The organism is Pseudomonas sp. Irchel 3A7 (assembly GCF_900187565.1).
In the GTDB taxonomy this organism is placed as follows: Bacteria; Pseudomonadota; Gammaproteobacteria; order Pseudomonadales; family Pseudomonadaceae; genus Aquipseudomonas.
In genome coordinates this window covers 42,188-69,012 of the sequence record NZ_FYED01000013.1, presented here as the reverse complement: position 1 = coordinate 69,012, position 26,825 = coordinate 42,188, and the positions used below count along the sequence as shown (strand labels likewise).

25 protein-coding genes and 1 tRNA gene are annotated in these 26,825 nt (G+C 56.7%); 3 read left to right on the top strand and 23 right to left on the bottom strand.

Translation table 11 applies throughout. The annotated features are described in order from the left end of the window. Positions 1–95: 95 nt before the first annotated feature. The 17 genes from CKW21_RS21215 to rpsU all read right to left on the bottom strand — a co-directional run bounded on the left by CKW21_RS21215 (position 96) and on the right by rpsU (position 17,079). On the bottom strand, positions 96–1,046 hold the full coding sequence (locus CKW21_RS21215) for a hypothetical protein (protein WP_141232997.1): 951 nt from the start codon (positions 1,044–1,046) through the stop codon (positions 96–98). Beyond that, positions 1,039–1,299, bottom strand: a complete 261-nt coding sequence (locus CKW21_RS21210) for a hypothetical protein (RefSeq protein WP_095195870.1) — start codon at positions 1,297–1,299, stop codon at positions 1,039–1,041. The genes CKW21_RS21215 and CKW21_RS21210 overlap by 8 nt, the downstream gene beginning before the upstream one ends. 86 nt (positions 1,300–1,385) lie before the next feature. Continuing rightward, positions 1,386–1,880, bottom strand: a complete 495-nt coding sequence (locus CKW21_RS21205; RefSeq protein WP_095195869.1) for a hypothetical protein — start codon at positions 1,878–1,880, stop codon at positions 1,386–1,388. Then, positions 1,877–2,371: a hypothetical protein gene (locus CKW21_RS21200; RefSeq protein ID WP_141232996.1), complete on the bottom strand. Its 495-nt coding sequence runs from the start codon at positions 2,369–2,371 to the stop codon at positions 1,877–1,879. Before CKW21_RS21200 ends, CKW21_RS21205 begins: the two co-directional genes overlap by 4 nt. A 71-nt stretch (positions 2,372–2,442) precedes the next feature. Next, positions 2,443–2,775 carry a hypothetical protein gene (locus CKW21_RS21195; protein WP_095195867.1) on the bottom strand — a complete coding sequence of 111 codons (333 nt, stop codon included), beginning with the start codon at positions 2,773–2,775 and terminating at the stop codon, positions 2,443–2,445. Beyond that, positions 2,759–2,920: a hypothetical protein gene (locus tag CKW21_RS31540; protein WP_170948703.1), complete on the bottom strand. Its 162-nt coding sequence runs from the start codon at positions 2,918–2,920 to the stop codon at positions 2,759–2,761. The genes CKW21_RS21195 and CKW21_RS31540 overlap by 17 nt, the downstream gene beginning before the upstream one ends. A gap of 407 nt (positions 2,921–3,327) precedes the next feature. After that, positions 3,328–3,648 carry a hypothetical protein gene (locus CKW21_RS31100; RefSeq protein ID WP_141232995.1) on the bottom strand — a complete coding sequence of 107 codons (321 nt, stop codon included), beginning with the start codon at positions 3,646–3,648 and terminating at the stop codon, positions 3,328–3,330. 299 nt (positions 3,649–3,947) lie between these two features. Next, positions 3,948–6,137, bottom strand: coding sequence for a DUF3987 domain-containing protein (locus CKW21_RS21185; protein WP_170948702.1), 2,190 nt, complete (start codon positions 6,135–6,137; stop codon positions 3,948–3,950). Positions 6,138–6,421: 284 nt separating this feature from the next. Beyond that, positions 6,422–6,586, bottom strand: coding sequence for a hypothetical protein (locus CKW21_RS31535; protein ID WP_170948701.1), 165 nt, complete (start codon positions 6,584–6,586; stop codon positions 6,422–6,424). A 3-nt stretch (positions 6,587–6,589) separates the two neighbouring features. Next, positions 6,590–6,793, bottom strand: coding sequence for a hypothetical protein (locus CKW21_RS21180; protein ID WP_095195864.1), 204 nt, complete (start codon positions 6,791–6,793; stop codon positions 6,590–6,592). Between the two features lie 65 nt (positions 6,794–6,858). Beyond that, on the bottom strand, positions 6,859–7,395 hold the full coding sequence (locus tag CKW21_RS21175; RefSeq protein WP_095195863.1) for a hypothetical protein: 537 nt from the start codon (positions 7,393–7,395) through the stop codon (positions 6,859–6,861). Further along, positions 7,392–8,411: a site-specific integrase gene (locus tag CKW21_RS21170; RefSeq protein WP_095195862.1), complete on the bottom strand. Its 1,020-nt coding sequence runs from the start codon at positions 8,409–8,411 to the stop codon at positions 7,392–7,394. Before CKW21_RS21170 ends, CKW21_RS21175 begins: the two co-directional genes overlap by 4 nt. 124 nt (positions 8,412–8,535) lie before the next feature. After that, positions 8,536–8,612: transfer RNA gene (locus CKW21_RS21165), tRNA-Ile, on the bottom strand. 14 nt (positions 8,613–8,626) lie between these two features. Next, positions 8,627–12,373: a bifunctional diguanylate cyclase/phosphodiesterase gene (locus CKW21_RS21160; RefSeq protein ID WP_095195861.1), complete on the bottom strand. Its 3,747-nt coding sequence runs from the start codon at positions 12,371–12,373 to the stop codon at positions 8,627–8,629. Positions 12,374–12,496: 123 nt separating this feature from the next. Beyond that, on the bottom strand, positions 12,497–14,344 hold the full coding sequence (rpoD, locus tag CKW21_RS21155; RefSeq protein WP_095195860.1) for an RNA polymerase sigma factor RpoD: 1,848 nt from the start codon (positions 14,342–14,344) through the stop codon (positions 12,497–12,499). Between the two features lie 67 nt (positions 14,345–14,411). Continuing rightward, positions 14,412–16,382: a DNA primase gene (gene dnaG / locus CKW21_RS21150; RefSeq protein ID WP_095195859.1), complete on the bottom strand. Its 1,971-nt coding sequence runs from the start codon at positions 16,380–16,382 to the stop codon at positions 14,412–14,414. A 481-nt stretch (positions 16,383–16,863) separates the two neighbouring features. Further along, complete coding sequence (gene rpsU, locus CKW21_RS21145) at positions 16,864–17,079, bottom strand: 30S ribosomal protein S21 (protein WP_002551877.1); 216 nt, start codon at positions 17,077–17,079, stop codon at positions 16,864–16,866. A gap of 199 nt (positions 17,080–17,278) precedes the next feature. On the opposite strand from rpsU, the gene tsaD reads away from it, so the two are divergent. Beyond that, on the top strand, positions 17,279–18,304 hold the full coding sequence (tsaD, locus tag CKW21_RS21140; RefSeq protein ID WP_095195858.1) for a tRNA (adenosine(37)-N6)-threonylcarbamoyltransferase complex transferase subunit TsaD: 1,026 nt from the start codon (positions 17,279–17,281) through the stop codon (positions 18,302–18,304). A 23-nt stretch (positions 18,305–18,327) separates the two neighbouring features. Here tsaD and plsY read toward each other — a convergent pair whose 3' ends face one another. Further along, entirely contained in the window at positions 18,328–18,897 is a 570-nt protein-coding gene (gene plsY, locus CKW21_RS21135; RefSeq protein ID WP_095195857.1) for a glycerol-3-phosphate 1-O-acyltransferase PlsY, read from the bottom strand. A 75-nt stretch (positions 18,898–18,972) separates the two neighbouring features. Between plsY and folB the strand changes: the two genes are divergently transcribed. After that, on the top strand, positions 18,973–19,329 hold the full coding sequence (folB, locus tag CKW21_RS21130; RefSeq protein ID WP_007993198.1) for a dihydroneopterin aldolase: 357 nt from the start codon (positions 18,973–18,975) through the stop codon (positions 19,327–19,329). Beyond that, a complete protein-coding gene (gene folK / locus CKW21_RS21125; RefSeq protein WP_095195856.1) occupies positions 19,320–19,838 on the top strand; it encodes a 2-amino-4-hydroxy-6-hydroxymethyldihydropteridine diphosphokinase in 519 nt (172 codons plus the stop codon). Before folB ends, folK begins: the two co-directional genes overlap by 10 nt. An 81-nt stretch (positions 19,839–19,919) precedes the next feature. Here the strand turns inward: folK and CKW21_RS21120 are convergent, their stop codons facing one another. The 5 genes from CKW21_RS21120 to glpE form a co-directional block, all read right to left on the bottom strand. Beyond that, positions 19,920–21,149, bottom strand: a complete 1,230-nt coding sequence (locus CKW21_RS21120; protein ID WP_095195855.1) for a multifunctional CCA addition/repair protein — start codon at positions 21,147–21,149, stop codon at positions 19,920–19,922. Positions 21,150–21,212: 63 nt separating this feature from the next. Further along, complete coding sequence (locus CKW21_RS21115; RefSeq protein WP_095195854.1) at positions 21,213–22,775, bottom strand: SpoVR family protein; 1,563 nt, start codon at positions 22,773–22,775, stop codon at positions 21,213–21,215. Further along, the gene (locus CKW21_RS21110; RefSeq protein ID WP_095195853.1) at positions 22,772–24,043 is read right to left on the bottom strand and encodes a YeaH/YhbH family protein; all 1,272 of its coding nucleotides are present in this window, start codon (positions 24,041–24,043) and stop codon (positions 22,772–22,774) included. The genes CKW21_RS21115 and CKW21_RS21110 overlap by 4 nt, the downstream gene beginning before the upstream one ends. A gap of 201 nt (positions 24,044–24,244) precedes the next feature. Continuing rightward, positions 24,245–26,167 carry a PrkA family serine protein kinase gene (locus tag CKW21_RS21105; protein ID WP_095195852.1) on the bottom strand — a complete coding sequence of 641 codons (1,923 nt, stop codon included), beginning with the start codon at positions 26,165–26,167 and terminating at the stop codon, positions 24,245–24,247. 297 nt (positions 26,168–26,464) lie between these two features. Continuing rightward, complete coding sequence (glpE, locus tag CKW21_RS21100) at positions 26,465–26,794, bottom strand: thiosulfate sulfurtransferase GlpE (RefSeq protein WP_095195851.1); 330 nt, start codon at positions 26,792–26,794, stop codon at positions 26,465–26,467. Positions 26,795–26,825 lie beyond the last annotated feature (31 nt).

Sequence of the window (26,825 nt, the reverse complement as noted above, 5' to 3'; positions counted from 1 at the left end):
AGTTCCTCTGTTTACGAGCCTTTTGCCGTTTTTCCAGACGGCGCTTTTCTTTTGCCATTTTGGCGTCAACTTTCCGTAATTTTTTAATGTGCATATTAGCCACCATCCCTAATGCGAATGAGTTCCCTATATCGGCTCTGCATCCTTTCATCCGCCAGCCATTGTTTACGGTTATTCTTCATGGCGTCATGCATCAAGTTTATTTCATTAGCCAGTTCTGCACCGCCACGAGGTATATTGTTGACCCCGATTGCCTGACCATATAACCCGAGAATTACGGTAGGGTCGTTCAAGGCGTGGAGGCCGTTGTTCAGGAAGGTGTCAAAGTGTCGTTTCTCTGCCTCGCTTAAGGATTGCAGGTAGTTATCCACCATACGCAGATTGGCTTGGTAAGCGTGACCCCATTTATCCCGAAGAATACCCTCGGTGCGCGGCTTCATTTTTTCATTATAGTCGTACAGGGCATTGTATTCGGCATCGCTCATGCCATTGGAATTACTAGGGGATGCACTTCCCTGTGCTGGCTTACCCTGGCCTGCGCCAAGTTGTTGGGAGCTTAAACGTTTATTGAGCTTGTCCAGCCACTGGAGCGAAGCATTTAAAAACTGTTGTTTCTGCTGCTGCGTGCCACCGAGGGCTTGCAGGTGATTAGCGAACAACTGCGCCAGCCAGTCGTTATTAAGTTCGCTAGGTAAGGTAAACCGATGGCGCGGTGTAACCTGCCGCGCTGGCTTTGTCGCGTTTTCCATAAAAAATGAAATAGCGGACTGGATTAAATGTGACGGGTAGTTCAACTTAGTGAAGTCACTTAAAAAGAGTCCGCCAAGTTCGGCCAGTACAATCTGTGCATGCTGAGGCGTGGCACCAGCCGGAAGTGCCGCGCCAAACAAGGTTGGGCCTGACTGATGTTGCCGTGGGGTCGGCGCATCTATTTCGGTGCGGCCCCAGGTGTCGGGCGCTGGTGATAAGGGCGCCAGCACGGGCATTCCAGGATCGTAAGGCTGGAGTTCACCGCCGCTATTATAAAGTTCCAGGTCATTAGCCACGTTTCACCCCCGGTGCCCAAACGGTGTAATAACCCATACGTGGATGAGTGATTTCGACGCCAATTTCTTTCAGCGCTGGCAACAGGGTCGGCAACTTAGCCTTTACCTGGCGGTAGGTATCTTCATCGAACGGCAGGTCTGCAACTTCGACAATCTTCTCGATTAACCGACATTCTTCTGCCACATAAAAGCCGAAGCGCTCATTGTTCGCAATGGCAAACAGGGATGTAATAATTTTTTGCGATACGGACATTATTTTATTCCTCAAGATATTAAGGCGGATATACTGGGCATGGCGTGAGTTGTTCACCGCGTGGAGCAGGATTTCCTTAAGCGTGTTCACAGCAGCGACTCACGTTTAGTTGTCCCAGCGCGGGCGACAAGGTCTCGCATTAACTTCCACGGCCTGGTGCACGGGCGATGCAAATATAAGCTTTCCACCGGTTTGCCATAAATGTCCAATTCAGGCTTCAGCGCATCAAGAACGCCTCTTTCGTCCTGCCAGCAATATGCACAGCAATCCGATGAAGGCGGACGGCGGGCTAACAAGCGTTTTGCGACTTCGGGGTCGGACGTAGTAGCGAGTGAGATAAGGCGCCATGACTTGCTACGGTCTGCTGACTGCCACATCGCCACTTCCCATCCCAACTCAAGTGTCTTTTGCGTTGACTCTTTTAATAAGAAATTGCGAACTTGGTCAGGTGCCGGTGCCGCTTCACCGATGCTGTAGCGTACCAGTTCGATCAATTTATCGAGCGGGCAGCGTAGGGCTATAAAGTGCCGTGCCGTGAACTGGATGTGGGCCAGTAAAATGAGTTGCTGCTCGGTGTTCATCTTAACGTGGCGCTTTCGAGAAGCGCGGACAAGGCGTCATTGCGATTGTGGTGGCCCTTTGACATCAGTACCCCATCACAAAGCCTTTTTATACAGTATCCTCCTGCGCCATTCTCGACCGGTCCCGCATAAAAAATATCAAACCCAGGCGGCAGACCGGCTTCGCTTACAAGGAGGGCGGGAAGTGGGTGGAAACTAAGCAGAATCACATTCGCATATCCGCGTCCAGCATCAAGGACCAGCAGTTCCGCATATGCGCTACGGTCAGCCCAGATGCAGTTGATGCGGTCGAATGCATGGAATTGATCTGAAACAACGCTCCACAATCCTGATAGAACAACCATTTCCTTAGTTATGCCGCGTTCAATAACTGCCGACCAATCCATGTTTCGGGATTCGTGGAATGCCACGGCGCTACGCATCAGCGGCTTAATCTTAAAGGGTGGAAGTTCGGGTGTCGGTGCGGTTTCTGTGCTGGGTGTGTCGCGCATGATTGGATGCTCCGAAGTTGTATGCAACTTGAGCATGCGCCTGCTTAGGTTTTACGGGTGCGGGTTGTTCGTTAGAATCCGTTAAATTCTTTAACGACTCGACGCACCGTCTCAATATCAGGGGCCTTAATACCGCGCCGATCATAATAGCGCATCAGGATTGAGGTCCATCTACACCGGGGTTTACCCTCAAACGCAGACTTCTTGGTGCAACGGATCACGTCTTCGATATGCGCCTCGATCCAGGCTGTGCGGAACGCGCGCATGGTAGCCGCTTTAGCATCATCCACAGCCTGCCGACGTTTAAGTTCGTCATCCCTGTCGTACAGGAAGCTTTGAGTCTCAAGCGATAACCCGGCAATCTCGGCAACGTAGGGCAAGCTGGATTCAATCGTGGTTCCCATCACCAAATACCCCTTCAGATTGCCCCGATGGTGCGGCTGCCAGTTCCTGCTCTATCAGGTGGTCAACCAGTTCCACAACGGCGTCCAGTGCTTCCATGTCACCCTCATCACAGACCCTGTCGATCAGGGCGCGCAACTCAATCATGCTCATAACCTGAAACCTCTAACTGATCTAACCCTTATTCCATTGAAGACTTTACGGCCCTTCGGCTGCCATGGGGAATCTCGATACTCAAACCAACTATCGATGATCGTGTGCAGCGGCCTTGTCAGAAACCTCGTTTTCCACATCTCGACCTCCCAGGATCGCGCCAGAGCGACGATCTCAATGTCAGGTGATGCAACATCCAGCCTCATGGTCTGCATGTCCCACAGTGCGGTCAGATACCAGATTCCGCACCCTGACGTACCTCAAAAACGTACCTCGCGGTCTTGAGCGCCGCACCAGCTGGGCATGACACGCGGATTCACTATCCGTTTATGGTGTTTTCAAGCTGCCAAACGGCGGTTTGAAAAACGGCAAGTGTGCTTTGCATTTCCTGCTGGGATTTTCTAGTTGTGCGCGCCCACTGTAGATATTTGGTCATTGTCAGAAGCTGATAAAAGCCGCTCCAGCAATTCCGCCATGCTTTCACCATCACGGCATCTTTCGCGCAATTTATTAAAAATAGGCTCTGGTAATAAAACCTGAAGCTTCTTAAACCCAGCATCAAGACGACGTTGCATATATTCCTTTTGCGCAATGCAATGCGCTGTAGGTTTATTCGGCACCGTCGCCAGCAGATAACTACCGGAATTCAGCATTCGATCCAGATCAGGGCCAGGGACCATTTCTCGCGCCTGATTACGTGGTACCACCAATTTTGACTTCATTTCACAGAACCTCTGAAAAGGGCTGTTCCCATGTTACCGCCTGTTCCCACCTGTTCCGCTAACGCTGAAACCCTTACGGGGCAAGGGCTGGTTGAGGATTTTTACCCCCTGTTCCGGGGGGTCTATAGAGAAACAAGAAAAGCGCCCCTTTTTAATTAAAATAACCAAAAAGAAGTTGTTTTTTCAATGTGCATCCACCTACGGGAACATATATATATTTATGTATATAGAAGCTCTATTACGGGCCTTTGCGCGTTCCCGGAACACCCCCGGAACACCCCCGGAACGCGGTAACGCCGTCACAGAGGCAACCTGACACACGCGAGGGTCGCATCTGATGGGGTAGCCTCAATCGTCAGCAACTCCAGTAGGTAATCCAAAGCAGCGCGCAGTTGCTTGGCATCCATCTTTTTGGCCAATCTTAATAAAACAGAACGTGGCACCCATCCTGCTTTGAGTGCCTCGGCTTCCGACGTGCGCGTCGGGGTAAATTGGTTTTCTTTCAGGTAACGGAGTAACTGAGCCGCGTGGCTTTGGACTTCACCGCTGTGCATGTAGTCATCCATGAAAGCCAAGATTGCCTCATTCGAAGCCTGTACAGCCTTCCGCGCCCACTCGATGTGCGCGGTCGTGATAGTGGGGGCTTTTTCGTTATCGTAAACGGCCAACACCCCGGCAATACGCTCTGCCTTTTCATAGCTGCGGGTGTAGAGCACTTTCGCTGCGGGAGATTTAGCTTTTAGCTTGAGCGTGTGGAATTCATCCAGCAGAGCATCCAGCGCTTTATCACCTGCTGCGTCGATAGCAATAACAATCGGGGCACCGTGAAACCCGAGTTTCACCATATCCATGCGCAGCATGGCGGACTTGACACTATTAGGTAACTCGACGCCTTTCTTGGTTCTGCATGGTTTGTCATCCCTCTCAGATGCAACAAACAAAAAACGCCCCAGCAAACCATCCTCGACATTCCCCAGATTAAGCGCCTCACCTAATTTCAATGGAGTGGCAAAACCAAGAAAACTAACAGCAGGATGCTTGACGTTGCGTCCGGGGGCGCCGACCTTGTTTCGACATTGGTGCATGCTTCGTGATGCAGTGAATAACGCCAGTAGAACACCTGTAAAATCGACCATGTTCGGATTGGCGTTGCGCCCGGTCATGTTGGCAAAAAAATGCGCCACTTCGCCTACACACATAAGCAAGCCGCCATAGTCCTTTAGCAGATCCTCCAGGCTACCCCCCGAAGTCATCCGCCCCCTGACATCAGCACCGGCGCGGTTTGCCAAACCCATAGCTTCCATGGTGGGAATGTCCTTACCACCCCCTGACTCGGCTACCGCGCAACCATACAGGTTTAAACCGCTATCGTTTGGCAGGGCATAGTAGTAGCCACACCCGGCAGCCATGGCGACTGTTACCGCCAGCGTGGTCATTTCAATCTGAGGTTTGTTGGCGCCCGCCATGATCGCGGTGACGGCATCGGCCATGACGCCGGGAAAGGGTGAAGGGAAGGTCGTCGGTGATTGCGCAGGCGAAACCGCGCATCCAAATTTCGGCATGGATGGGGTGGGCTTGCCGGTTTCCTTCGTGTACCGCGCTAGCACCGCCCCATTGAATTCCACTTGGGTGCGCTCGGTACAATGACCATGGAAGCAACTGAAAGCCGCGTAGGGGTGCCCGTGGGTGTTTGCCAGGCAATACATGGTTTCCTTATCGCCGCCGTCCATGCTGTGCTCATGGGCGAACGGGCACTCGATCATGAACCTCTCCCCATCCTCAGTACTGCGCACCATCCCCAGTTTGATCATGGCTTGTAGAATTTTATCGTCGCTTTTTACCTGCTCAAGTCTGGAGTGATTGCCGTTTTTGCCTTTGGACTGAGGTGCGGGCACCAGCATCAGCATGGCGTCAACATTCACCGGCTGACCAGTGAAGCGAAACGTTTCTGCACCTTCCAAGGGTGTGTACAAAGGCTGCTCGCCCCGGTAGACCGATTGATCAAACTTCACCGCGCCAACACCAAGCTCATGCTCGATTAACGCCTGGACGGCCTCACATGCCGCTATGCCTTCTTGCCGGTCAGTCACCCTGGTTTGCGCCAGAACCACCCGGCAGCGGGGCGCCTCGGGCATGCTGCTGGCCGTGGTGTAAGCGAAGCCCTGATAGCGCTTCAGATACCCCAGCAGCATGGAGTAGGTTTCCAGACTGTCGAAGCCGTCGCAGTCGAGAGGCAAGTAGCAGCGCGGCTCGGCAAGATGTTTCTGCCGCCATGCCGCTTTCCCAGGATACTTCTCTGGCTTGCTGTGATACCCCTCAGCCATCGGCGCGCAGATGAAGGTTTTACCCTTGATCGTGCCGCGCCCAACTAATATGTCATCGGTGAATTCGTCAAAGCTGGCGGCTTCGCACTGCACGGGGCAGTTATCAAATTTGCTCGCGCCGAGTGAAACTTGGATGGTGTTTACTGCCTCTATATCTTGGGCCATAATTGTGCTGCTCCTAGTTTCTCCTAGTGGCGGCGCTGAAGTTGAAAGCCTTGGTCCGGCTTGTTTAAATGAATGACCCCGTATGACGGCCTGCGGGGTCATTTTTTTATTGATGTGCCTCGTAATAGCGCTGCCAAACATGGACGTCCACTTCGTAAGCCACACACTTTTCGCTATATGGGCGCCTTTCAGTCGAGTAGACGTAAGCAATGTCACCTCTAACCTCGACGTGCTCGATAAAAGCAACATTGATGTAAGTCTGACCATTCGTGGTTTTTAGAAAATTAGTCATTATTGTTCACCTCGTCTTTATAGATTTCCTTGAGTTGCCGCTCCATCTGTTTGCAGGCTTCCTTCGTTACTGGAAACTTGCGTGCCATCATCGGAAACAGGTCAGCGAGAGGATGGAATTCACATTCGTCGCTGTTCACTTCTTCGGTGCTGGCCATTACTCACCCCCGGCAAGAGCGCAAGTAATCAACAAACGCTTCAAGGTCAAAGATGAATTCCTTGCCAGGGCGCAGGACAGCGCCGGTTTCGGCTAGACCGTTCGCGTCACGGTTGCGGAGCAGATAGGCAAGCGTGCGCGGCTTGAGGCCGGGTACTTCTTCAAGCAGCTGAGCGCGGGAGACGATAGGTTTAGTTGCAGTGCTCATTGTCGAGGCTCCGCAGAGTGTTCTGGAGCCTCCATTTTATGCGGGTCGATTTCCTGACCCGGCGCTCACCCATCAGAATCGAGGGGGTCGCGCCGGATACGATCCAAGCGACGGCGGATGGCATCATGGGTCAGGGTTTCGCCCAAGTGCTGGTAGGTGATAGTCAGGAATTCGATCAGGTCTTCGTCGTAGCGGTCGTCAACCTGCACTTCACCGCCCGCACGCTTCCAAGCCTGAACCAGCCACTGAAGCTCCCGATCTGGTTCCTCCGGGTCGATAGGCTCGCTCAAGGCGTCGAGTACCATGTCCACCAGATTGGTGTCCTGCATCAGCCGCCGAACCTGCTCAGGATCGAGCCCACGACCGTAGGTGATGCGTTCGGCCAGCTCCCAGTGCAGGTGTGCCCTTGCCCGCAGCGGCAGCGCTGCAATGGCCTTGTAGGCCTGCCCAAGCTGGCGTGTACACTTGGCAGGTTCGGCACTGGCGATCAGGGGCTTCTGCCTCTCCCGGTAGCGCCTGCCCTTCATGGCGGATTCGACTGCCTGGATCAGCGGATCAGGATCTACATCCCAGTCCTTGGCCCGTTCGCGAAGGTCGATCATTCTGTCAGCCTCCTGAAGACCTCAGCCATCGCCTTATCGGCTGCGGCTTGCTTGGTCTTGATGCTGAGGTGGGCGTAGCGTGCCGTCGATTGCTGGCTGCGATGGCCGAGGATCTGACCCACGGTATAAAGGTCGGTGTCGGCGTTGATCAAGCTGGTGGCTGCATCATGCCGCAGGTCGTGAAACCTGAACGCGACTAGACCGGCTTCCTTAAGCGCTTTGTTCCAGTGCTTGCGGAAGCACAGCGGTTTCTCGCCATCAGCGCGACCGAACACCAGCCCCTTGGACTTCCTGTGCAGCATCAGCGCGGCAATCGCAGGCGCTGGGAACACCAGCACCCGAGGGTCGCCGTTCTTCGTGATAGCAAGCGTGGCCGTGCGTTTCTTCAGGTCGATACCTTCCCAGCGCAACGACTGCAATTCGCCCAGGCGCGCACCGGTGGTCATTGCCAAGGTGACCAACAGCTTGAGCAACGACCACTCTGATTTATCGCAGGCAATGAGCAATGCCTTGCGCTCATTGTCGTCGAGGAAGCGAATCCGCTGGTTGTTTTCTCCACGGCTGGCGATGCCTTTTGCCGGGTTGACGCTGACGTATTCCTCGTCGACGGCGAACTTGAACAGCGCCGACCAAGCCGCTTTGCGCCTATTCACCGTGGCCGGTGCTCGACCTTTGGCGTAAGTCTTGAGGTCAGCCTTGATCATGCTTTCGGTGATGTCGAGTAGACGTACTTTGCCGTGCGCATCGGCCAGTGCCTGGACGCGACCTTTGCGCGAGATATCGCGGCCCGTCCACGCTTCCGTGTACAGCTCGGCCAGTTTTTCGAGGGTGATCTTGGCTTTCGGATTACCGAGTGCTTCAAGGCGCTGGTGATCGCGCAGCAGATCGTTGGCCCAGGTCGAGGCGTCTTTCTTGAGGATGAAGGTTTTGGTGCTGATCAGCTTGTCGCCGTCGCGGATTATCGCTTTGTAGCGGGTTCCCGTCTGGCGCTGGATCTTGACGTAGGTGACGTGCATGGCGTAACTCCCAAGGCCCGGATGGGCCTAGCTCGTCGAACGGGAGGACGTACCTTTTCCCGTACCTTGCACGCTTTCGGTTGTTGCGACATCGCAGGTAACCCCTTGATGTTTATGGAGAATCTGGTGGGCCCACACGGACTTGAACCGTGGACCAAAGGATTATGAGTCCTCTGCTCTAACCAACTGAGCTATAGGCCCCAGTAGGTCGCGGATTATAGCGACGGTTTCGCGGCTGTGCTATCCGAAAAATCCAATACGGCTGTACGAAGAAACGTCGCGGCGAATTCGTCGGGGGGCAAGGGCAGGCTGACGATGTAGCCCTGGATCTGCTCACAACCCTCGAAGGCCAGAAATTGTTGCTGGGCCTGGGTTTCGACGCCTTCGGCAATCACGGTGAATTGCATGCTGCGGCCGAGCGCGATGATGGCGCGCACGATGGCGGCGTCGTGTGGATCATCCGGCAATCCGCGAACGAACGACTGGTCGATCTTGAGAATGTCCAGTGGCAGGCGCTTGAGGTAGCTCAAAGACGAGTAGCCCGTGCCGAAGTCGTCGATCGCCAGCTGCACGCCCAGCTGCTTGAGTTGATGCAGAACCGCCAGCGCTTCTTCCGCCTGGCTCATGATGAAGTTTTCAGTAATTTCCAGTTGCAGGAGCCCGGGTTTGAGGCGGTAGTCCTTGAGCAACTGTTCGATGCGCCCGAGCAGGTTCGGTTGACGCAGTTGTGCGCCCGCGAGGTTGACCGATAGCGGGCCGAGACCTACGTAGGTTTTGTTCCACTCGTGCAATTGCCGGCAGGCGGTCTCCAGTACCCAGTCGCCGATCTGCAGGATCATGCCGTTTTCTTCGGCCAGGGAAATGAAGTGCTCCGGCGGTACGTCGCCAAAGGTCGGGTGACGCCAGCGAATCAGTGCCTCGGCACCGACCAGGCGATAGTCGTCGAGGCTGATCTTCGGTTGGTAGCACAGGTAGAGTTCATTGCGCTCGATGGCGCGTCGCAGTTCATGCTCCAGTGCTATGCGTTCACTGGCTTGCGCGGTGAGGTCGCAGGTATAGCTTTCGACCCGGTTACGGCCCTTGGCTTTGGAGCGGTACATCGCCGCATCGGCGTTCTTGATCAGCGTGGCCACATCGCAACCATCCTGCGGATAAAGGCTGGTGCCGATGCTGGAACTGATGAAGAACTCATGCTCTCCAGCCTGGAACGGTGCGGTGAAGCAGTTGAGCAGCTTGGTAGCGATGTTGTCGGCATCGCTGGGTTGCTGCAGACCGGGCAGCAGGATGATGAACTCGTCGCCGCCCAGGCGTGCCACGGTGTCGATGTCGCGCAACTGCTCCTTGAGGCGCACGGCAATGCCCTTGAGCAACAGGTCGCCGACCGGGTGGCCGAGGCTGTCGTTGATGTGTTTGAACCGGTCCAGATCGAGGAACAGCACTGCGCCCTGGCCACCGACTTCTCTCTGGGTATTGAGTGCGGTCTGCAAGCGACTTTCGAACAGCGTGCGGTTGGGCAGGCCGGTCAGTGGGTCGTGGTGAGCCTGGTAGTCGAGTTTGGCCTGGGCGTGTTTGAGGCTGGAAATGTCGGCGAACACCGCCACGAAGTGGGTGATGAATTTGTCCCGGTTACGCACTGCGCTGATGGTCAGCCAGCTCGGGTAAAGCTCGCCATTTTTGCGCCGGTTGGAGATCTCGCCTTGCCAGTGCCCTTCGGCGGTCAATTGATGCCACATGGCGGCGTAGAACGCGCTGTCATGCAGGCCCGAGGCAAGCAAGCGCGGGGTATGGCCCAATGCTTCGCTTTCGCTGTACCCGGTGATCTCGGTAAATGCGCGGTTGACGGCGCTGATGTGCTGCTGGGTGTCGGTGATCAATACGCCTTCGGCGGTGCTTTCGAACACCGTGGCAGCCTGTTGCAGTTTTTCCTGCATCAGGTGCCGCTCAGTGATATCCCGGGCGATGGTCAGCATGCAGTCCTCGTCGCCGATCGGTAGCGGACGACTGGACACCTCGCACAGGCGGATCTGCCCATCGCTGCGGCGGATATGGCAACTGAAGTCGCGGACGAATCCATCGCGGTGCAACAGGTCGAGCATCTGTTTGCGTTCGTTGAGGTTGACCCAGATCCCTAGATCCAGAGCCGAGCGATCCACGGACATCGCACTGTTGAAACCGGTGATGCGGCTGAATCCTTCGTTGACTTCCAACAGCAAGCCATCACTCTGCCGTGACAGCAGCAAGCCATCCGGGGAGGCGTGGAAGGCTTTGGCGAATTTCTCTTCGGAGGTTTGCAGTTGCTGTTGGGTTTCCTTGAGTTGGGTGATGTCGCGTACGACCACCACCAGCGCCGGGGTTGTATCGAGGTCGAAGGGTTCGGCCGAGATCAGGCCGGTGAACACCTGGCCATTGCTGCGGCGAAAGGGCATCTCGAGGTTGCGGATGCTGCCGGCCTGCAAACGCTGCAACAAGCCGGGTCCCACGCCGGGAATGCCCCAGATGTTGAGGTCGGTGGCGGTCTGGCCGATAACGTCCTCGGCCTTGAGGCCGATCTGTTCTTCGAATGCTTCGTTGACCTCCAGCAGGCAACCGTCGGAGAGGCGAGCAATGACCAGAATGTCCGGGCATTGCTGGAATACCGAAGCAAATTTCTGTTCCGACAGACGAAGTGCTTCTTCGGTGCGCTTGGTTTCGCTGATATCGATCATCAGCCCGCGCATCACCGGTTCATGACCGTGTTCGATCAGGCTGACGATATCGCGGACCCACAAACAGCGCCCATCAGCGGTGATGACCCGATAATCCAGGCTGTGATCACGCCCGGCCAGCACTTCGTGATCGCAGAAACTCTGCGCGCGGGTGAGGTCGGCCGGGTGAATGATGTTGCGCCAGAAGCCTGGAATCAGCCAGTGGGACAGGGGGTAACCGAGCAGATCCTCGGCGTGGGGTGATACGTAGCTGTAAGTGAAGTCGCTAATCCGCGCTTCCCAGGCGATGGCCGAAAGGCTTTCTACCAGCCCGCGGTAATGGTATTCGCTACTGCGCAGTTCCTGCTCCAGATCGACTCGGCGGGCAATTTCTGAGCTCAGCCGGCGGTTGATGCGGATCACTGCTGCCAGCACAGCGATCAGCAGCAGCAATCCTGGAAGGCCATAGACCAGCAGATCGGACCAGAAAGTCCGGTGATCGAGGACGTTGCCGACCCATTGTTCCTGGATTGTGCTGATTTCGGCCGGAGTCATGTCCGCCAGGACTTTATCCAGGATGCTGACCAGCATTTTGTTGTCTCGCGGCACGCCCATGGCCAACTGATAGCGATAGGGGGTTTCGCCGCTGACATACAACCCATCCAGCTTGAGCTGGCGCAAACTCCAGACGCTGGAAGCCAGATCACCCACCACAGCATCCACTTCATCTGTTGCCAGCGCCTGCAAGGCCGAACTGACGTTGGGCATGGCCACCAGATTCAGGTCGGGATGGTGGGTGCGCAGCAGTTCATGGGGCGCATAATTTTCCACAACCGCGATTTTCAGTCCGTAAAGGTCCTGTAGCTTGCGCGGTTGAGGGCCGCCGACATGGGCCAGGATGACAATCGGGAAGTCCAGATAGGGGCGGGTAAACGACAGATAAGCCTGTCGTTCTGGAGTCGACATGATGCCAGGCAGCAGGTCCAGCTTGCCTTGTTTGGCCTGCTCCAGCACGACCGACCAACTGACGGGTTCGATGGGCGTGAGTTTGACCGCCAATCGCTGGCGAATCAGGTCGATATAGTCTGCTGCAAGTCCCTGGTAACGGCCCTGATCGTCACGAAACTCAAAGGGCGGCCAGGACGCATCGACACCCAGGCGCAAGTCCGGGTGGGCCGCAAGCCAGCTACGTTCTTCGTCGGTCAGAGTCAGCGCGCCAGCCGTTGCGGTCCAGGTCATCAGCGACAGCAAAAAAAGCACGGTCGGCAGTCTGGGCATAACGGTCTCGTTATGGCTCGGGGAATGATTCGAGTGTAGACGGGCAAATCGACGGGAGGGGTATGGCGGGGGGATTTAATCTGCATAAAGCAAAACCCCCGGCCTGGGCCGGGGGTTTTGTGATCACTCGTCGAGGAAAGAGCGCAAATGCTCGCTTCTCGTCGGGTGGCGCAGCTTGCGCAGCGCCTTGGCTTCGATCTGACGAATCCGCTCACGGGTCACGTCGAACTGCTTACCAACCTCCTCAAGGGTGTGGTCGGTATTCATGTCGATACCGAAGCGCATGCGCAGTACCTTGGCTTCACGGGCAGTGAGGCCGGACAGCACTTCGCGAGTCGCTTCTTTAAGGCTCTCAACGGTAGCAACATCGATTGGCGACTGCATGGTCGAGTCTTCGATGAAGTCACCCAGATGGGAGTCTTCGTCATCACCGATCGGGGTTTCCATGGAGATCGGCTCTTTAGCGATCTTCAATACCTTGCGGATCTTGTCCTCAGGCATTTCCATGCGTTCGCCCAGCTCTTCCGGCGTCGGTTCGCGACCCATTTCCTGCAACATCTGACGGGAAATACGGTTGAGCTTGTTGATCGTCTCGATCATGTGCACCGGAATACGGATGGTGCGGGCCTGGTCGGCGATCGAGCGAGTGATCGCCTGCCGGATCCACCAGGTGGCATAAGTCGAGAATTTGTAGCCGCGGCGGTATTCGAACTTGTCTACCGCTTTCATCAAGCCAATGTTGCCTTCCTGGATCAGGTCGAGGAATTGCAGGCCACGGTTGGTGTACTTCTTGGCGATGGAGATCACCAGACGCAAGTTCGCTTCAACCATCTCTTTCTTCGCGCGGCGGGCCTTGGCCTCACCGATCGACATGCGACGGTTGATGTCCTTGATCTCGGCGATGGTCAAACCGGTCTCGGTTTCCAGCGCGGTCAGCTTCTGCTGGCAACGAATGATGTCCGGTTGCAGGCGACCAATGGCTTCAGCGTATTTGGTCTTGCCCTTGGCCAGTGCGTCGGTCCAGCTTTCGTCGATTTCATTGCCCGGGAACTGGCGCAGGAAGTCGGCACGCGGCATGCGCGCATCACGAACGCAGAGCTGCATGATTGCACGCTCTTGTTGACGCAGACGGTCCAAAGCACTGCGAACACGCTCGACCAGGCCTTCGAATTGCTTCGGCACCAGTTTGATCGGCATGAACAGCTCGGCCAGTGCCAGCAACTCGGCAATCGCTGCCTTGTTGTGCCGACCGTGCTTCTTCAGGGCCTTGCGGGTGATTTCCATTTGATCGGCCACAGCGCCAAAACGCTGTGCGGCGATAATCGGATCCGGACCGCTTTCGGCTTCTTCTTCGTCATCCGAGGCTTCGGCGTCGTCGTCGTCGGAGTCGTCATCCGCTTTCGCGGCCTTCGCATCGATCGGCGGTGGCACTTCTGCTGCAGGCGGTGCAATGCCGTCATCCGGGTCGATATAACCGCTCAGGACGTCGGACAGGCGACCACCTTCGGTGGTGACGCGAGTGTACTCGGAGAGAATATGGTCAACCGTGCCAGGGAAGTGCGCGATGGCGCTCATCACTTCACGGATGCCTTCTTCGATACGCTTGGCGATTTCGATTTCGCCTTCACGAGTCAGAAGCTCGACCGTACCCATTTCGCGCATATACATGCGCACCGGGTCAGTGGTGCGACCGATATCGGTCTCCACCGCCGCCAACGCAGCGGCTGCTTCTTCCGCAGCGGCCTCGTCGGTATCGGCGTCGGCCAGCATAAGGGCGTCCGCATCCGGAGCACTCTCGTGTACGGGGATCCCCATGTCGTTAATCATGCGGATGATGTCTTCCACCTGCTCTGGATCTGAAATATCCTCAGGCAGGTGGTCGTTGACCTCGGCGTAAGTCAGATACTTCTGCTCACGGCCCAGTTTGATCAACTCAATAATACGAGACTGCTGTTGCGCTTTTCCGGACATAACACCCTATCCACTGAAGGTCTTGGCGGGCAAAAAACAAGCCGAGGATTATACCTGAGCTATGACCTCACGCGCCAGTTGAGGTCGGGTTTGATGCGGAAACATTCTGTTTTAAGAGGTCGCGCATCTGTTTTGCTATCTGAATTTGCTCTTCAGCCGACAATCCCGGCTGCCTTGCTTTCTTGATGAGTTCGTCAAGGGTCTGCGTGTGCTGACCCGCGGACAATCTAGTAATGGTGTCTAAAAACTGTTGTTCAAGGTTATCGCCGTCAATTAGCCACTCCTTTTCTGCGAGTGCTCTCAACAGGCGACCTTGCTCTGTGCCGTGCCAACGGGCCATCAACTGAATAGAGTTTAGCTTAGGATTTTTCTGCACGGCCTCGATCAAGGCGATTAGTACCTGAGCGTACGTGTTGCTCTCGTTGGCAAAGTGATCGGCGCTCTCGACCTTGCCGGCCAGTTGTGGGTGGTGGATAAGCGTTCGCAACGCGATAAGCGTCGGGGCCTCTACCGCCACTGGCGTGCGTGGAGCGTAGGACTCATCGCGATCACCGCGCTTGCCGTTTTTGCTCCAGGGTTTCTTGTCCCATTTCTTGCCGCCGGCACCGGGCTTCTTCGGCGTCCATTCCTGCTGGGGCGCGTAGGCCTCCTGGGGTTGATGGAAGTCTGAATAGTCCGGCATGGCGTCGTAATCCATGCCCGGGTCATAGGCTGGCGGCGCGTCTTGAGGTGCGCTGTGAACCAGTTGGCTGACCGCCTCGCCGCTCAAGCCGGTGATTTCCAGCAAGCGTTGGCGCATCAGGGTGCGCAGATTGGCGCCTGGGACCTTGTCGATCAGCGGTGCCGCGAGGGTGGCCATATGGGCCTTGCCTTCGAGGGAGCGCGGATCGGCTTCTTCGGTCAGTTGCTGGAAGAAGTAGTCCGCCAATGGCTGAGCGTGTTGGTTGATGCGTGCGCGGAAGGCATCGGTACCTTCGGAGCGGACCAGGGTGTCCGGGTCTTCGCCTTCGGGCAGGAACAGAAAGCGCGCCCGACGGCCATCCTGCAAGCTCGAGAGCGTTGCTTCCAGGGCTCGCCACGCGGCGTTGCGGCCAGCCTGGTCGCCATCGAAACAGAACAGGACGCTAGGCACCACGCGGAACAGGCGCTTCAAGTGTTCTTCGCTGGTGGCGGTGCCGAGGGTGGCCACGGCGTTACGCAGGCCTTGTTGAGCAAGGGCGATCACGTCCATATAGCCTTCAACCACGATGATTTCATCGAGGTTGCGGTTGTTCTTGCGGGCTTCGAACAAGCCGTAGAGTTCCTGGCCCTTATGGAACACCGGGGTTTCCGGAGAGTTCAGGTATTTGGGCTTGTCGTCACCCAATACCCGGCCACCGAAGGCGATGATCCGGCCGCGGCTGTCGCGGATCGGGAACATCACGCGGTCACGGAAGCGGTCATAGCGCTTGCCGGTCTCGGCGTTTTCCACCAATAGGCCGGCGTCGATCATGGCTTTCTGTTGAAGGCTGTCGCTGCTCAGGTGCTTGTACAGATTGTCCCAGCCTGGTGGCGCAAAGCCGAGGCCGAAATCACGGGCGATTTCACCGGTAAGGCCGCGGCCCTTGAGGTAATCGACGGCGGCCTTGCGCTGGGGATGGCTTTTGAGCGCCTGGCGGTAGAAATCGGCGGCGGCCGTGAGCAGCGGGTAAAGCGGTGAGTCAGTCGGCTGCCGGGGTTTGTGCGATCGGCCGTTTTCTTCCCGGGGAATTTCCATGCCGGCGGCTTTGGCCAGTTCTTCGACAGCCTGGGGAAAGTCCAGGTTGTCGTGGTCCATGATGAAGCCGAGAGCATTGCCCCCAGCGCCGCAGCCGAAGCAGTAGTAAAACTGCTTGTCGGGGCTGACGCTGAAGGATGGGGTTTTCTCTTTGTGAAACGGGCAGCAGGCGGTGTGGTTCTTGCCGGCTTTTTTCAGTTGCAGGCGAGAGCTGACCACGTCGACGATGTCGGTGCGGTTCAGAAGGTCGTCAATGAAGCTCTGGGGAATTAGCCCGGCCATGGCGTTCTCGTCATCTGCGCTGAAAGGGACCCGAAACGAGGTGCTGCCGAACGCGGGTCGTTGTGTGAGGCGCGCAAGGTGTGCGGCTCGACCAGTGTCGTCTGCGTAATCGCTGTCGGGAAGTGTATCTGCCGAAAATCCACTGACGTTAATAACATTCAGTATTCGACTATTTGAAAGTATTGCGCTGAGTCCGTCTGCGACCAGTCATTGGTCTCGGATAGCTCATAATGTGGCACGCAAGCGGTGCCTCGGGCTGATCGTCGTGAGAGGAATCAGTGGGTGTGCTCGTCAGTAGCCTTGAAAGGCTCGTCAGAAAAGACGTGCACCGCTGGCAAAAAAGCCAGGTCTGACGCGGTGAAGCAGATTCGTCTCGGTCGCGTCTGCGGCTTCGACGGTGAAGCATCAAGCGTTTTACGCAAATGCCATAAGCCCGGCTGAGGGCCGGGCTTGGCAGAAGCTTGCTACGAACGTCTGTGTATTAGTACAGACGAACGGCGCGGCGCTGTTCGCGCTGAACTTTCTTGGCGTGACGCTTAACAGCGGCTGCTGCTTTGCGCTTACGCTCAGAAGTTGGCTTCTCGTAAAATTCGCGGCTACGAACTTCAGCCAGTACACCGGCTTTTTCGCAGGAGCGCTTGAAACGACGCAGAGCTACGTCGAAGGGTTCGTTCTCTTTTACTTTGACGGCTGGCATCCAGAGCTACCTTCATTCATTACCGGGGTCAACATCCTCGCGGCAAAAGAGCACTTGAAGACGTCGGTTTTTAAGGGTTGCGGATGTTAACCCCTCAACGCTCGGAATGCAAAGCCTCTGATCGAAAACCGCTGGTCGGGGCATCACGCGGCGACTATTATGCGCGCCTTCGAATTCAGCCTAAACAAGGCGCAAACCCATGCTAGTACTGGGATTAGAAACCTCCTGCGACGAAACCGGCGTCGCACTATACGACAGTGAGCGGGGCCTACTGGCCGACGCGCTGTTCAGTCAGATCGACCTGCACCGCGCCTACGGCGGTGTGGTGCCGGAGCTGGCCTCGCGCGACCACGTCAAGCGCATGCTGCCCTTGATTCGTCAGGTGTTGGCTGAAGCCGACTGTGTGCCAACCGAGATCGACGCCATCGCTTACACCGCCGGTCCCGGGCTGGTAGGGGCATTGCTGGTGGGTGCTTCCTGCGCGCAGGCGCTGGCCTTTGCCTGGGGCATTCCAGCGCTGGGTGTGCATCATATGGAAGGCCACTTGCTGGCACCTATGCTGGAGTCGCAACCACCGGAATTTCCGTTCGTCGCTTTGTTGGTGTCCGGCGGTCATACGCAGTTGGTGCAGGTCGACGGAATCGGTCAATACACGCTTCTGGGCGAGACGCTGGACGACGCCGCGGGCGAGGCCTTCGACAAGACCGCCAAGATGATGGGGCTCAATTATCCGGGTGGCCCGGAAATCGCTCGCCTGGCGGAACAAGGGATTGCAGGGCGCTTCGTTTTCCCGCGTCCGATGTGTGACCGTCCTGGCCTGGATTTCAGCTTCAGCGGCTTGAAAACCTTCGCCTTGAATACCTGGCAGCAGTGCGTGAGCGCCGGGGACGACAGCGAGCAAGCCCGTTGCGACATCTCGCTGGCGTTCCAGCAGGCCGTGGTGGAGACTTTAACCATCAAGTGCAAGCGTGCCCTCAAGGCGGCAGGCATGAAGCGTCTGGTGATCGCAGGCGGCGTTAGCGCCAACAAGTCATTGCGCGCTTCTTTGGAAAAAATGCTCGGCGACATGAAGGGTGATGTTTTTTATGCCCGTCCGCAGTTCTGTACCGATAACGGTGCAATGATTGCGTTCGCCGGCTGCCAGCGTTTGCAGGCCGGTCAGCAGGAAAGCCTGGCGATCAGTGTGCAGGCACGCTGGCCGATGGAGCAGCTGTCGGCATTGTGATGAGTGTTGCTCATGGCCGGCATCTAAAAATGCCGTTCGCGCCCGGCAAACAGGTCGCGTAGATTGCCGCGATGGCGCCAGACGATCAATGCCGTGAGCGTACTCATGGGTAGCAGCGCCGCCGGTTCTTGCCAGGCCAGCAGCGGCAGGGTCAACGGCGTGGCGATGAGCGCGGCCAGCGAGCTGGTTCGGGTCAGGTAGAACGTCAGCAACCAGGCGCAGACCGCCAGCAGCGCTGCAGGTGGATACAGGCCCATTAACATTCCGGCAGCGGTGGCGACACCCTTGCCCCCGCGAAAGCGGAAGTACAGCGGGAACAGGTGACCGATGACGGCGCAGACGCCGATCCAGGCCTGATCTTGTAGCGAAAGACCCGCAACGCCGGCGATCAGCACAGGTAGCAGGCCTTTGCAGAGGTCGCCGAGCAAGGTCAGGATGGCAAGTTTCTTGCCCGCCAGACGCAACATGTTGGTGGCGCCGGCATTGCCCGAGCCACTCATTCGCGGATCGGGGTTACCGGTCAGGCGGCTGAGCAAAATGGCAAAGGACAGAGAGCCGAGCAGGTAGGCGAGGATCGCCAATAACCAAAACATGCTAACTATTCCGGGGCGAGGACGCCCTGATTCTAACGGCGCAATGCGCCCTTGTCGTGTAGCGGAGAAAAGTGCTTGGACAGAGTGTTTATCGAGGGCCTGGAAGTCGACACCGTGATCGGTGCCTACGACTGGGAGCGAGGCATCCGACAATGCTTGCGTCTTGATCTGAGTTTCGCTTGGGATAATCGTCCGGCGGCAGCCGGCGACGACCTGACCCTGGCACTCGATTACGCGAGCGTTTCGTCGCGCATCCAGGCCTTTGCCGAACAGGCACAGTTCCAGCTGGTCGAGACCTTCGCCGAGCGTCTGGTTGAAGTGCTGATGAGCGAATTCAAAATCACCTGGGTGCGCCTCAAGCTGACCAAGCCAGGCGCTGTTCCTGCCGCTACCGGCGGCGTGGGCGTGGAGATCGAGCGCGGATGTCGCTGACTCAGGTGTATCTCGGGCTCGGTAGCAATATCGACCGCGAATCCCATTTGCGGGCTGGTCTGGACGCTTTGGCGGGTTTCCTCGTGGATATCCATTGTTCGCCGGTCTTCGAAAGCCAGGCGGTAGGGATCAAGAGCGGACCGTTTTTCAATTTCGTGGTGTCTGCCTTTACCGATTTGCCACTGATGGAGCTTGATCGTCGGCTGAAATTCATCGAAGCCGACAATGGTCGTTATGCGCCAGATCGCAAGGGTTTGCCGCTGGACATCGATGTACTGCTGTTCGGCGAGCTTGCAGGCAATTTCGATGGCTTGATTCTGCCGAGAGCCGAGATTCTCAAAAATGCCTTTGTGTTGTGGCCGCTGTCGCTGATTGCGCCGGATCGGGTCCATCCGGGGGTGGGCAAAAGTTTTGCGACACTGTGGGGTGAAGCGCAGATTGATCAGGTGTTGGCGCCGGTGGCGTTTGAGTGGCGTGGGGAGCAGCTGACGCCTTCGAATTTGTTGTGACCTGACTGACGTCTTCGCGAGCAGGCTCGCTCCCACAGATTGACACTAACCCTGTGGGGGCGAGCCTGCTCGCGAAGTCTTTCAAATCGACGCCGCTTCCTTGTAAGCCTTCAACGCCCTGAGTCGTTCACGCTTGATCGCCTCGCCCAGCTCGGGACCTTTGAATCCCTTCTCCAGCAAAGGCTGAACCGCAACGCTACGAGCTGCCGTCGCCGCTCCGCGCAGGTAATCCGCCTGTGGATAACTCATCTGCTCCAGGCCTTTGCGTCCACGGGCGTCCATCTCGCACGCCGCAATGAACTCCTCGAAACGTTGGGGGCGACGATAAACGTCGAAGCTTTGCAGCAATTCCAGCAGAGTCGATGGCTTCAGTTCCAGAGCACGGTGGCCGTGGGTGTGATATTCGCCCACCAGTAGCGCCAGCTCTTGGCAATCCCTGGGTGCCTTGAAGCGCTCATTGACCGCTTTGATCAGCTTGAGACCCTTGAACTCGTGGGCAATGTGCCGTGGCCACTCTTTCTCGGGCGTCAGTCCTTTGCCCAGGTCATGCAGCAGGCAAGCCCAGCGCACGGTCAGCGGCTGATTGTGCTTTGCAGCCTGCTCCAGGACGCTGAGAGTGTGTGCGCCGGTGTCGATTTCCGGATGGTGAGTCTCGGGTTGAGGAACCCCAAACAGCGCGTCGATTTCCGGCATCAACACCTTGAGTGCCCCGCACGCGCGCAACACTTCGATGAATACCTGTGGCTGGCTTTCCATCAGTGCACGGGAAATTTCTTTCCAGCTGCGTTCCGCCGTCAGGGCTTCAAGCTCGCCTGACTCGCTGAGTTGGCGCATCAGGTCCAGTGTTTCCGGGGCGACAGTAAAACCCAGTTCGGCATAACGCGCCGCGAAGCGGGCAACGCGCAGAACCCTGAGAGGATCTTCGGCGAATGCAGGGGAAACGTGACGTAGTATGCGCGCTTCCAGGTCGCGCTGGCCGTGATAGGGGTCGGTCAGGTTCTGGTGATCGTCCTCGGCCATGGCGTTGATCGTCAGGTCGCGGCGGATCAGGTCTTCTTCAAGTGTAACTTCTGGGCTGGTGTGAAAAGTGAAGCCGCCATACCCGCGTCCGCTTTTGCGTTCGGTCCGGGCAAGGGCGTATTCCTCCCCGGTCTTTGGGTGAAGAAACACCGGGAAATCCGAGCCAACCGGGCGAAAGCCCCGGGCGAGCATTTCTTCGGTGGTGGCGCCAACCACGACCCGGTCAATGTCAGTGACAGGTATGCCCAGCAGGCGATCACGTACCGCACCGCCGACTTTATAGATCCGCATAAAAAACCTCCGTTAGCTCGACAGGATAACCGTTGCGTCGGGCTTTCGGAGGCACAAACAGGTTCAAAGATGGATGACGGCCAGGTCCAGCCGCCCGTAATCACCTTCGCTGTGTTCGCTCCTGGGGGGAACATGGTGGGTTTTCATCACCTGATCCCCTTGCAGGGTCTCCAGATGAATGTCGAAGCCCCACAGGCGGTGCAGGTGCTTGAGTACTTCCTCGGTGGAGTCCCCCAGCGGTTTGCGGTCGTGTTGCTGATGGCGCAGGGTCAGGGAGCGGTCGCCGCGGCGGTCGATGCTGTAGATCTGTATGTTGGGTTCGCGATTGCCCAGGTTGTACTGGGCCGCCAGGGTTTCACGGATGATCCGGTAGCCGCCCTCGTCATGAATCGCCGGAACCAGCAGATCGTCCTTCTGGTCGTCGTCGAGAATGCTGAACAACTTCAGGTCGCGGATCACTTTAGGTGACAGGTACTGCAGGATGAAGCTCTCATCCTTGAAGCTGCTCATGGCGAACTTGATGGTAGATAGCCAATCGGTGCCTGCAATTTCCGGGAACCAGCGGCGATCTTCTTCCGTAGGCTCTTCGCACATGCGACGGATGTCGCGGTACATGGCAAACCCCAAAGTGTAAGGGTTGATTCCACTGTAATAGGGGCTGTCGAACCCAGGCTGAAAGACAACGCTGGTATGGGAGGTCAGAAACTCCATCATGAAGCCATCGGTGACGAGGCCTTCGTCATACAGGTCGTTCATCAACGTGTAATGCCAGAACGTTGCCCAGCCTTCGTTCATGACCTGGGTTTGGCGTTGTGGATAAAAATACTGGGCGATCTTGCGCACGATCCGCACGATTTCCCTCTGCCACGGCTCCAGCAGCGGCGCGTGTTTTTCGATGAAATAGAGGATGTTTTCCTGCGGTTCGGCAGGGAAGCGTGCATTGTCCTTGTCGCTGTACTTGTCCGCGCCTTTTGGAATGGTCCGCCACAAATCATTGATCTGTTTCTGCAGATGTTCTTCCCGGTCCTTCTGCCGGCGACGTTCCTCTTCGGCGGAAATCGGATAAGGCCGCTTGTAACGGTCGACCCCGTAGTTCATCAGGGCGTGGCAGGAATCGAGAAGGTCCTCGACTGCGTCGATGCCATGGCGCTCTTCACATTGCATGATGTACTGCTTGGCGAACACCAGGTAATCGATGATCGAACTGGCATCGGTCCAGGTTCGGAACAGGTAATTGCCCTTGAAAAAGCTGTTGTGCCCATAGCAGGCATGCGCCACGACCAGCGCCTGCATGCAGATGGTGTTTTCTTCCATCAGATAGGCGATGCACGGGTCTGAGTTGATGACGATCTCGTAGGCCAGCCCCATCTGGCCGCGGGTGTAGGATTTCTCTGTGCTGAGGAAGTGTTTGCCATAGGACCAATGGTGATAACCCAGCGGCATGCCGACGGAGGCGTAAGCATCCATCATCTGTTCAGCGGTGATCACTTCAATCTGGTTGGGATAAGTGTCGAGCGCATAGCGGGCCGCGAGACGACTGATTTCGCGGTCGTAGGCCTGGATCAGCTCGAAAGTCCATTCGGAGCCGGTGGAAATGGGTTGGCGCTTCTGCTCTTTGGCGGTCATGTCACTAACCTGCGCTGGAAGAGTTCACGGAAGACCGGGTAGATATCTCCGGCCGAGACCAGTTGTTGCTGGGCAAAAGTGTCAGAAAAGGCTTCGGCGATGCGCTCGTATTCGAACCACAGGGCCTGATGTTCGCGTGGGGTTATCTCAACGTAAGTGTAGTACTGCACAAACGGCATGATCTGGTTGATCAGGATGTCGCGGCAAATCGGCGAGTCATCGTTCCAGTTATCGCCGTCGGAGGCCTGGGCCGCGTAGATGTTCCACTCGTTGGCTGGATAGCGCTCGGCCATGATCTCCTGCATCAGTTTCAAGGCGCTGGATACGATGGTCCCGCCGGTTTCGCGGGAATAGAAGAATTCTTCCTCGTCTACTTCGCGCGCGCTGGTGTGGTGGCGGATGAACACGACGTCGATCTTGTCGTAGTTACGCTTGAGAAACAGATACAACAGGATAAAAAAGCGCTTGGCGATATCCTTGGTTGCCTGGGTCATGGAGCCGGATACGTCCATCAGGCAGAACATCACCGCCTTCGAACTGGGGTTGGGCTGCTTGATGAGCAGGTTGTATTTGAGATCGAAGGTATCAAGAAACGGTACACGATGAATTCGCGCGCTGAGTTTTTCGATTTCCGCTTCGAGTTCCTGGATATCGCCGAAATTGTCCGGTTCTTCCTGCTTCAATCGCAGAAGTTCTTCTTTGGCGTCCCGCAGTTTCGCGCGACTGCTGCCTGACAGGGCGATCCGCCGTGCATGGGCTGAACGCAGGGTGCGGATGATATTGATCCGCGACGGGTTGCCCTCGTTGCTGATCCCCGCGCGTACAGTCTTGAAGGTATCGGTGCCGGTCAGGTTGCGTTTGACCAGGTTTGGCAGCTCAAGGTCTTCGAACATGAATTCGAGGAATTCTTCCTGAGTGATCTGGAAGACGAATTCGTCCATCCCTTCGCCCGAATTACCGGCCTTGCCAGGCCCTCTGCCGCCGCCACCTCCCGGTGGGCGGGCAATGTGTTCGCCGCTGGTGAACTCCTTGTTGCCGGGGTGCACCACGGTTTGCTTGCCTCCGCGGCCATGGTGAAGCACCGGCTCGTCGATGTCGCGGCCGGGAATGCTGATTTGCTCGCCATGCTCCATATCGGTTATGGAGCGCCGGCTGACCGCCTCTTCGACAGCCTTTTTGATGTGATCACGGTAACGCCGCAGAAACCGCTGACGGTTTACCGTGCTCTTGTTCTTGCCATTGAGACGTCGGTCGATCACATAGCTCATGACTGCTCCTTAGAAGCTGTCCTGAAAGGGGCAAGCCATCAAGCAGCACGCCGAGTGCCAAGGGATGTACACGCTCCCCCAAGCGCCGTGGTTACTGCCTGAACCTCGCTACCGACTTTCGAACACCTTCCTGAGGCCTGTGTAGCAGAAAAAGTGCAAACAGGCCTCGGGCTGACGACAACCGGTCTTGCCGGTGGCGGGTTACTGCGATTTTCTGACCCGCAGATACCACTCGGACAGCAGTCGTACCTGTTTGTCGGTGTAGCCCCGCTCGACCATCCGTGTGACGAAGTCGTTGTGTTTTTGCTGGTCTTCTTTGCTGGCCTTGGCATTGAAGCTGATGACCGGCAGCAGGTCCTCAGTGTTGGAGAACATTTTCTTCTCGATGACCACCCGCAGTTTTTCGTAACTGAGCCAGGTCGGGTTCTTGCCGTTGTTGTTGGCGCGGGCACGTAATACGAAGTTGACGATTTCGTTGCGGAAGTCCTTCGGATTGCTGATGCCCGCTGGTTTTTCGATTTTTTCCAGTTCCTCGTTCAGTGCCACACGGTTGAGGATTTCGCCGGTTTCCGGGTCGCGATATTCCTGGTCCTGGATCCAGAAGTCCGCATACAGCACATAGCGGTCGAAGATGTTCTGGCCATACTCGCTGTAAGACTCGAGGTAGGCAGTCTGGATTTCCTTGCCGATGAATTCGATATAACGCGGCGCCAGGTACTCCTTGAGGAAGCGCAAGTAGCGTTCGCGGGTTTCAGCCTGGAACTGTTCCTGTTCGATCTGCTGTTCCAGCACGTAGAGCAAGTGCACCGGGTTGGCGGCGATTTCGTGCGGATCGAAGTTGAAGACCTTCGACAGGATCTTGAACGCGAAGCGGGTCGACAGGCCATTCATGCCCTCGTCGACCCCGGCATTGTCGCGGTATTCCTGGATCGACTTGGCCTTCGGATCAGTGTCCTTGAGATTTTCGCCGTCGTACACGCGCATCTTGGAGTAGATGTTGGAGTTTTCCGGTTCCTTCAGGCGAGAAAGCACGGTGAACTGAGCGAGCATCTTCAAGGTGTCGGGTGCGCAATGGGCTTTTGCCAGCGAACTGTTGAACAGCAGTTTGTCGTAGATCTTCACTTCGTCGCTGACCCGCAGGCAGTAAGGCACCTTGACGATGTAGATCCGGTCGATGAACGCTTCGTTGTTCTTGTTGTTACGGAAGGTATGCCATTCCGATTCGTTGGAGTGGGCCAGCAGGATCCCGGTAAACGGAATCGCACCCAGGCCTTCGGTACTGTTGTAGTTGCCTTCCTGGGTGGCGGTCAGTAATGGGTGCAGCACCTTGATGGGCGCCTTGAACATTTCGACGAATTCCATCAGGCCCTGGTTGGCCCGGCACAGTGCACCCGAGTAGCTGTAGGCGTCGGCGTCGTTCTGCGGGAATTCTTCCAGTTTGCGGATATCGACCTTGCCCACCAGTGCCGAGATGTCCTGGTTGTTTTCATCTCCCGGCTCGGTTTTGGCCACGGCGATCTGGTTGAGGATCGACGGATACAGTTTGACCACGCGGAACTGGCTGATGTCGCCACCGAATTCGGCCAGACGCTTGGTTGCCCAGGGCGACATGATGGTATTGAGGTAGCGCCGTGGAATGCCGAAGTCTTCCTCGAGGATTGCGCCATCTTCAGTGGCGTTGAACAGCCCCAGAGGCGATTCGAAAACCGGCGAGCCCTTGATCGCATAGAAGGGCACTTTTTCCATCAGTTGCTTGAGCTTTTCGGCCAGGGACGATTTACCACCACCGACGGGGCCAAGCAGATAGAGGATCTGTTTCTTCTCTTCCAGACCCTGGGCGGCATGGCGGAAATACGACACGATCTGGTCGATGCATTCTTCCATCCCGTGGAAGTCTTCAAAGGCCGGATAACGGCGGATCACCTTGTTGGAAAAGATTCGCGACAGCCTCGAGTTGGTCGAGGTGTCGAGTAGCTCCGGTTCACCGATGGCCAGGAGCAGACGCTCTGCGGCGGAAACGTAGGCGCTACGGTCCTGTTTGCACAGTTCCAGATACTCTTGCAGCGTGAGTTCTTCCTGGCGTGTGGACTCGAAACGTTGTTGGAAGTGGCTAAAGATACTCATGACGTCACCTCGCTCGATACGTGGAGCCGACGCCGGATCACTCAGTCGATGCTGGCAGCAACCGAACAGGCAGTTGCTGTTTACCCCCCAGAACTCTCTCGGAGCTGACGACTCCGAAAGCTACTCCCGATGATCCGCGCGCCGGTGTACCGGCTCTCCCCTGTTTTGGATGGCCTGCGCTTAAGGATAGTTGGGAATTTGGCAGGTAAAGGCGAGATACGTAATTAGTTGTGGCAGACCGTTCGTCTGCCACCGCGCTAGCCCGCGCATGCCGGGGGCTTGCGCGTTACAAAAAAATTATTCGGAAGTGCCTTGCGCCGTTTCCGAAGGAAACGTCGTACGCCACAGCTCAAAACCGCCATCCATGCTGTAGACGTCGGAGAAGCCCTGGCTGATCAGGTAAGCGGCAGCGCTCTGGCTGGAGTTGCCGTGGTAGCAGACCACAACGGTCGGTGCATCCAGGTCGGCCGCGCGGATGAAATCCGAGATCGAATGATTGTCCAGATGCTTCGATCCACTGATGTGCAGGGCGGCATAGGTGGCAGGATCACGGATATCGACCACTACCGCGCCTTGTTCGCGCAGGGCATGGGCCTGTTCAGGGGGGATACGTTTGAATTCGCTCATGGCGGGCTCCTGTGGCTCGGCTGAAAGCGCA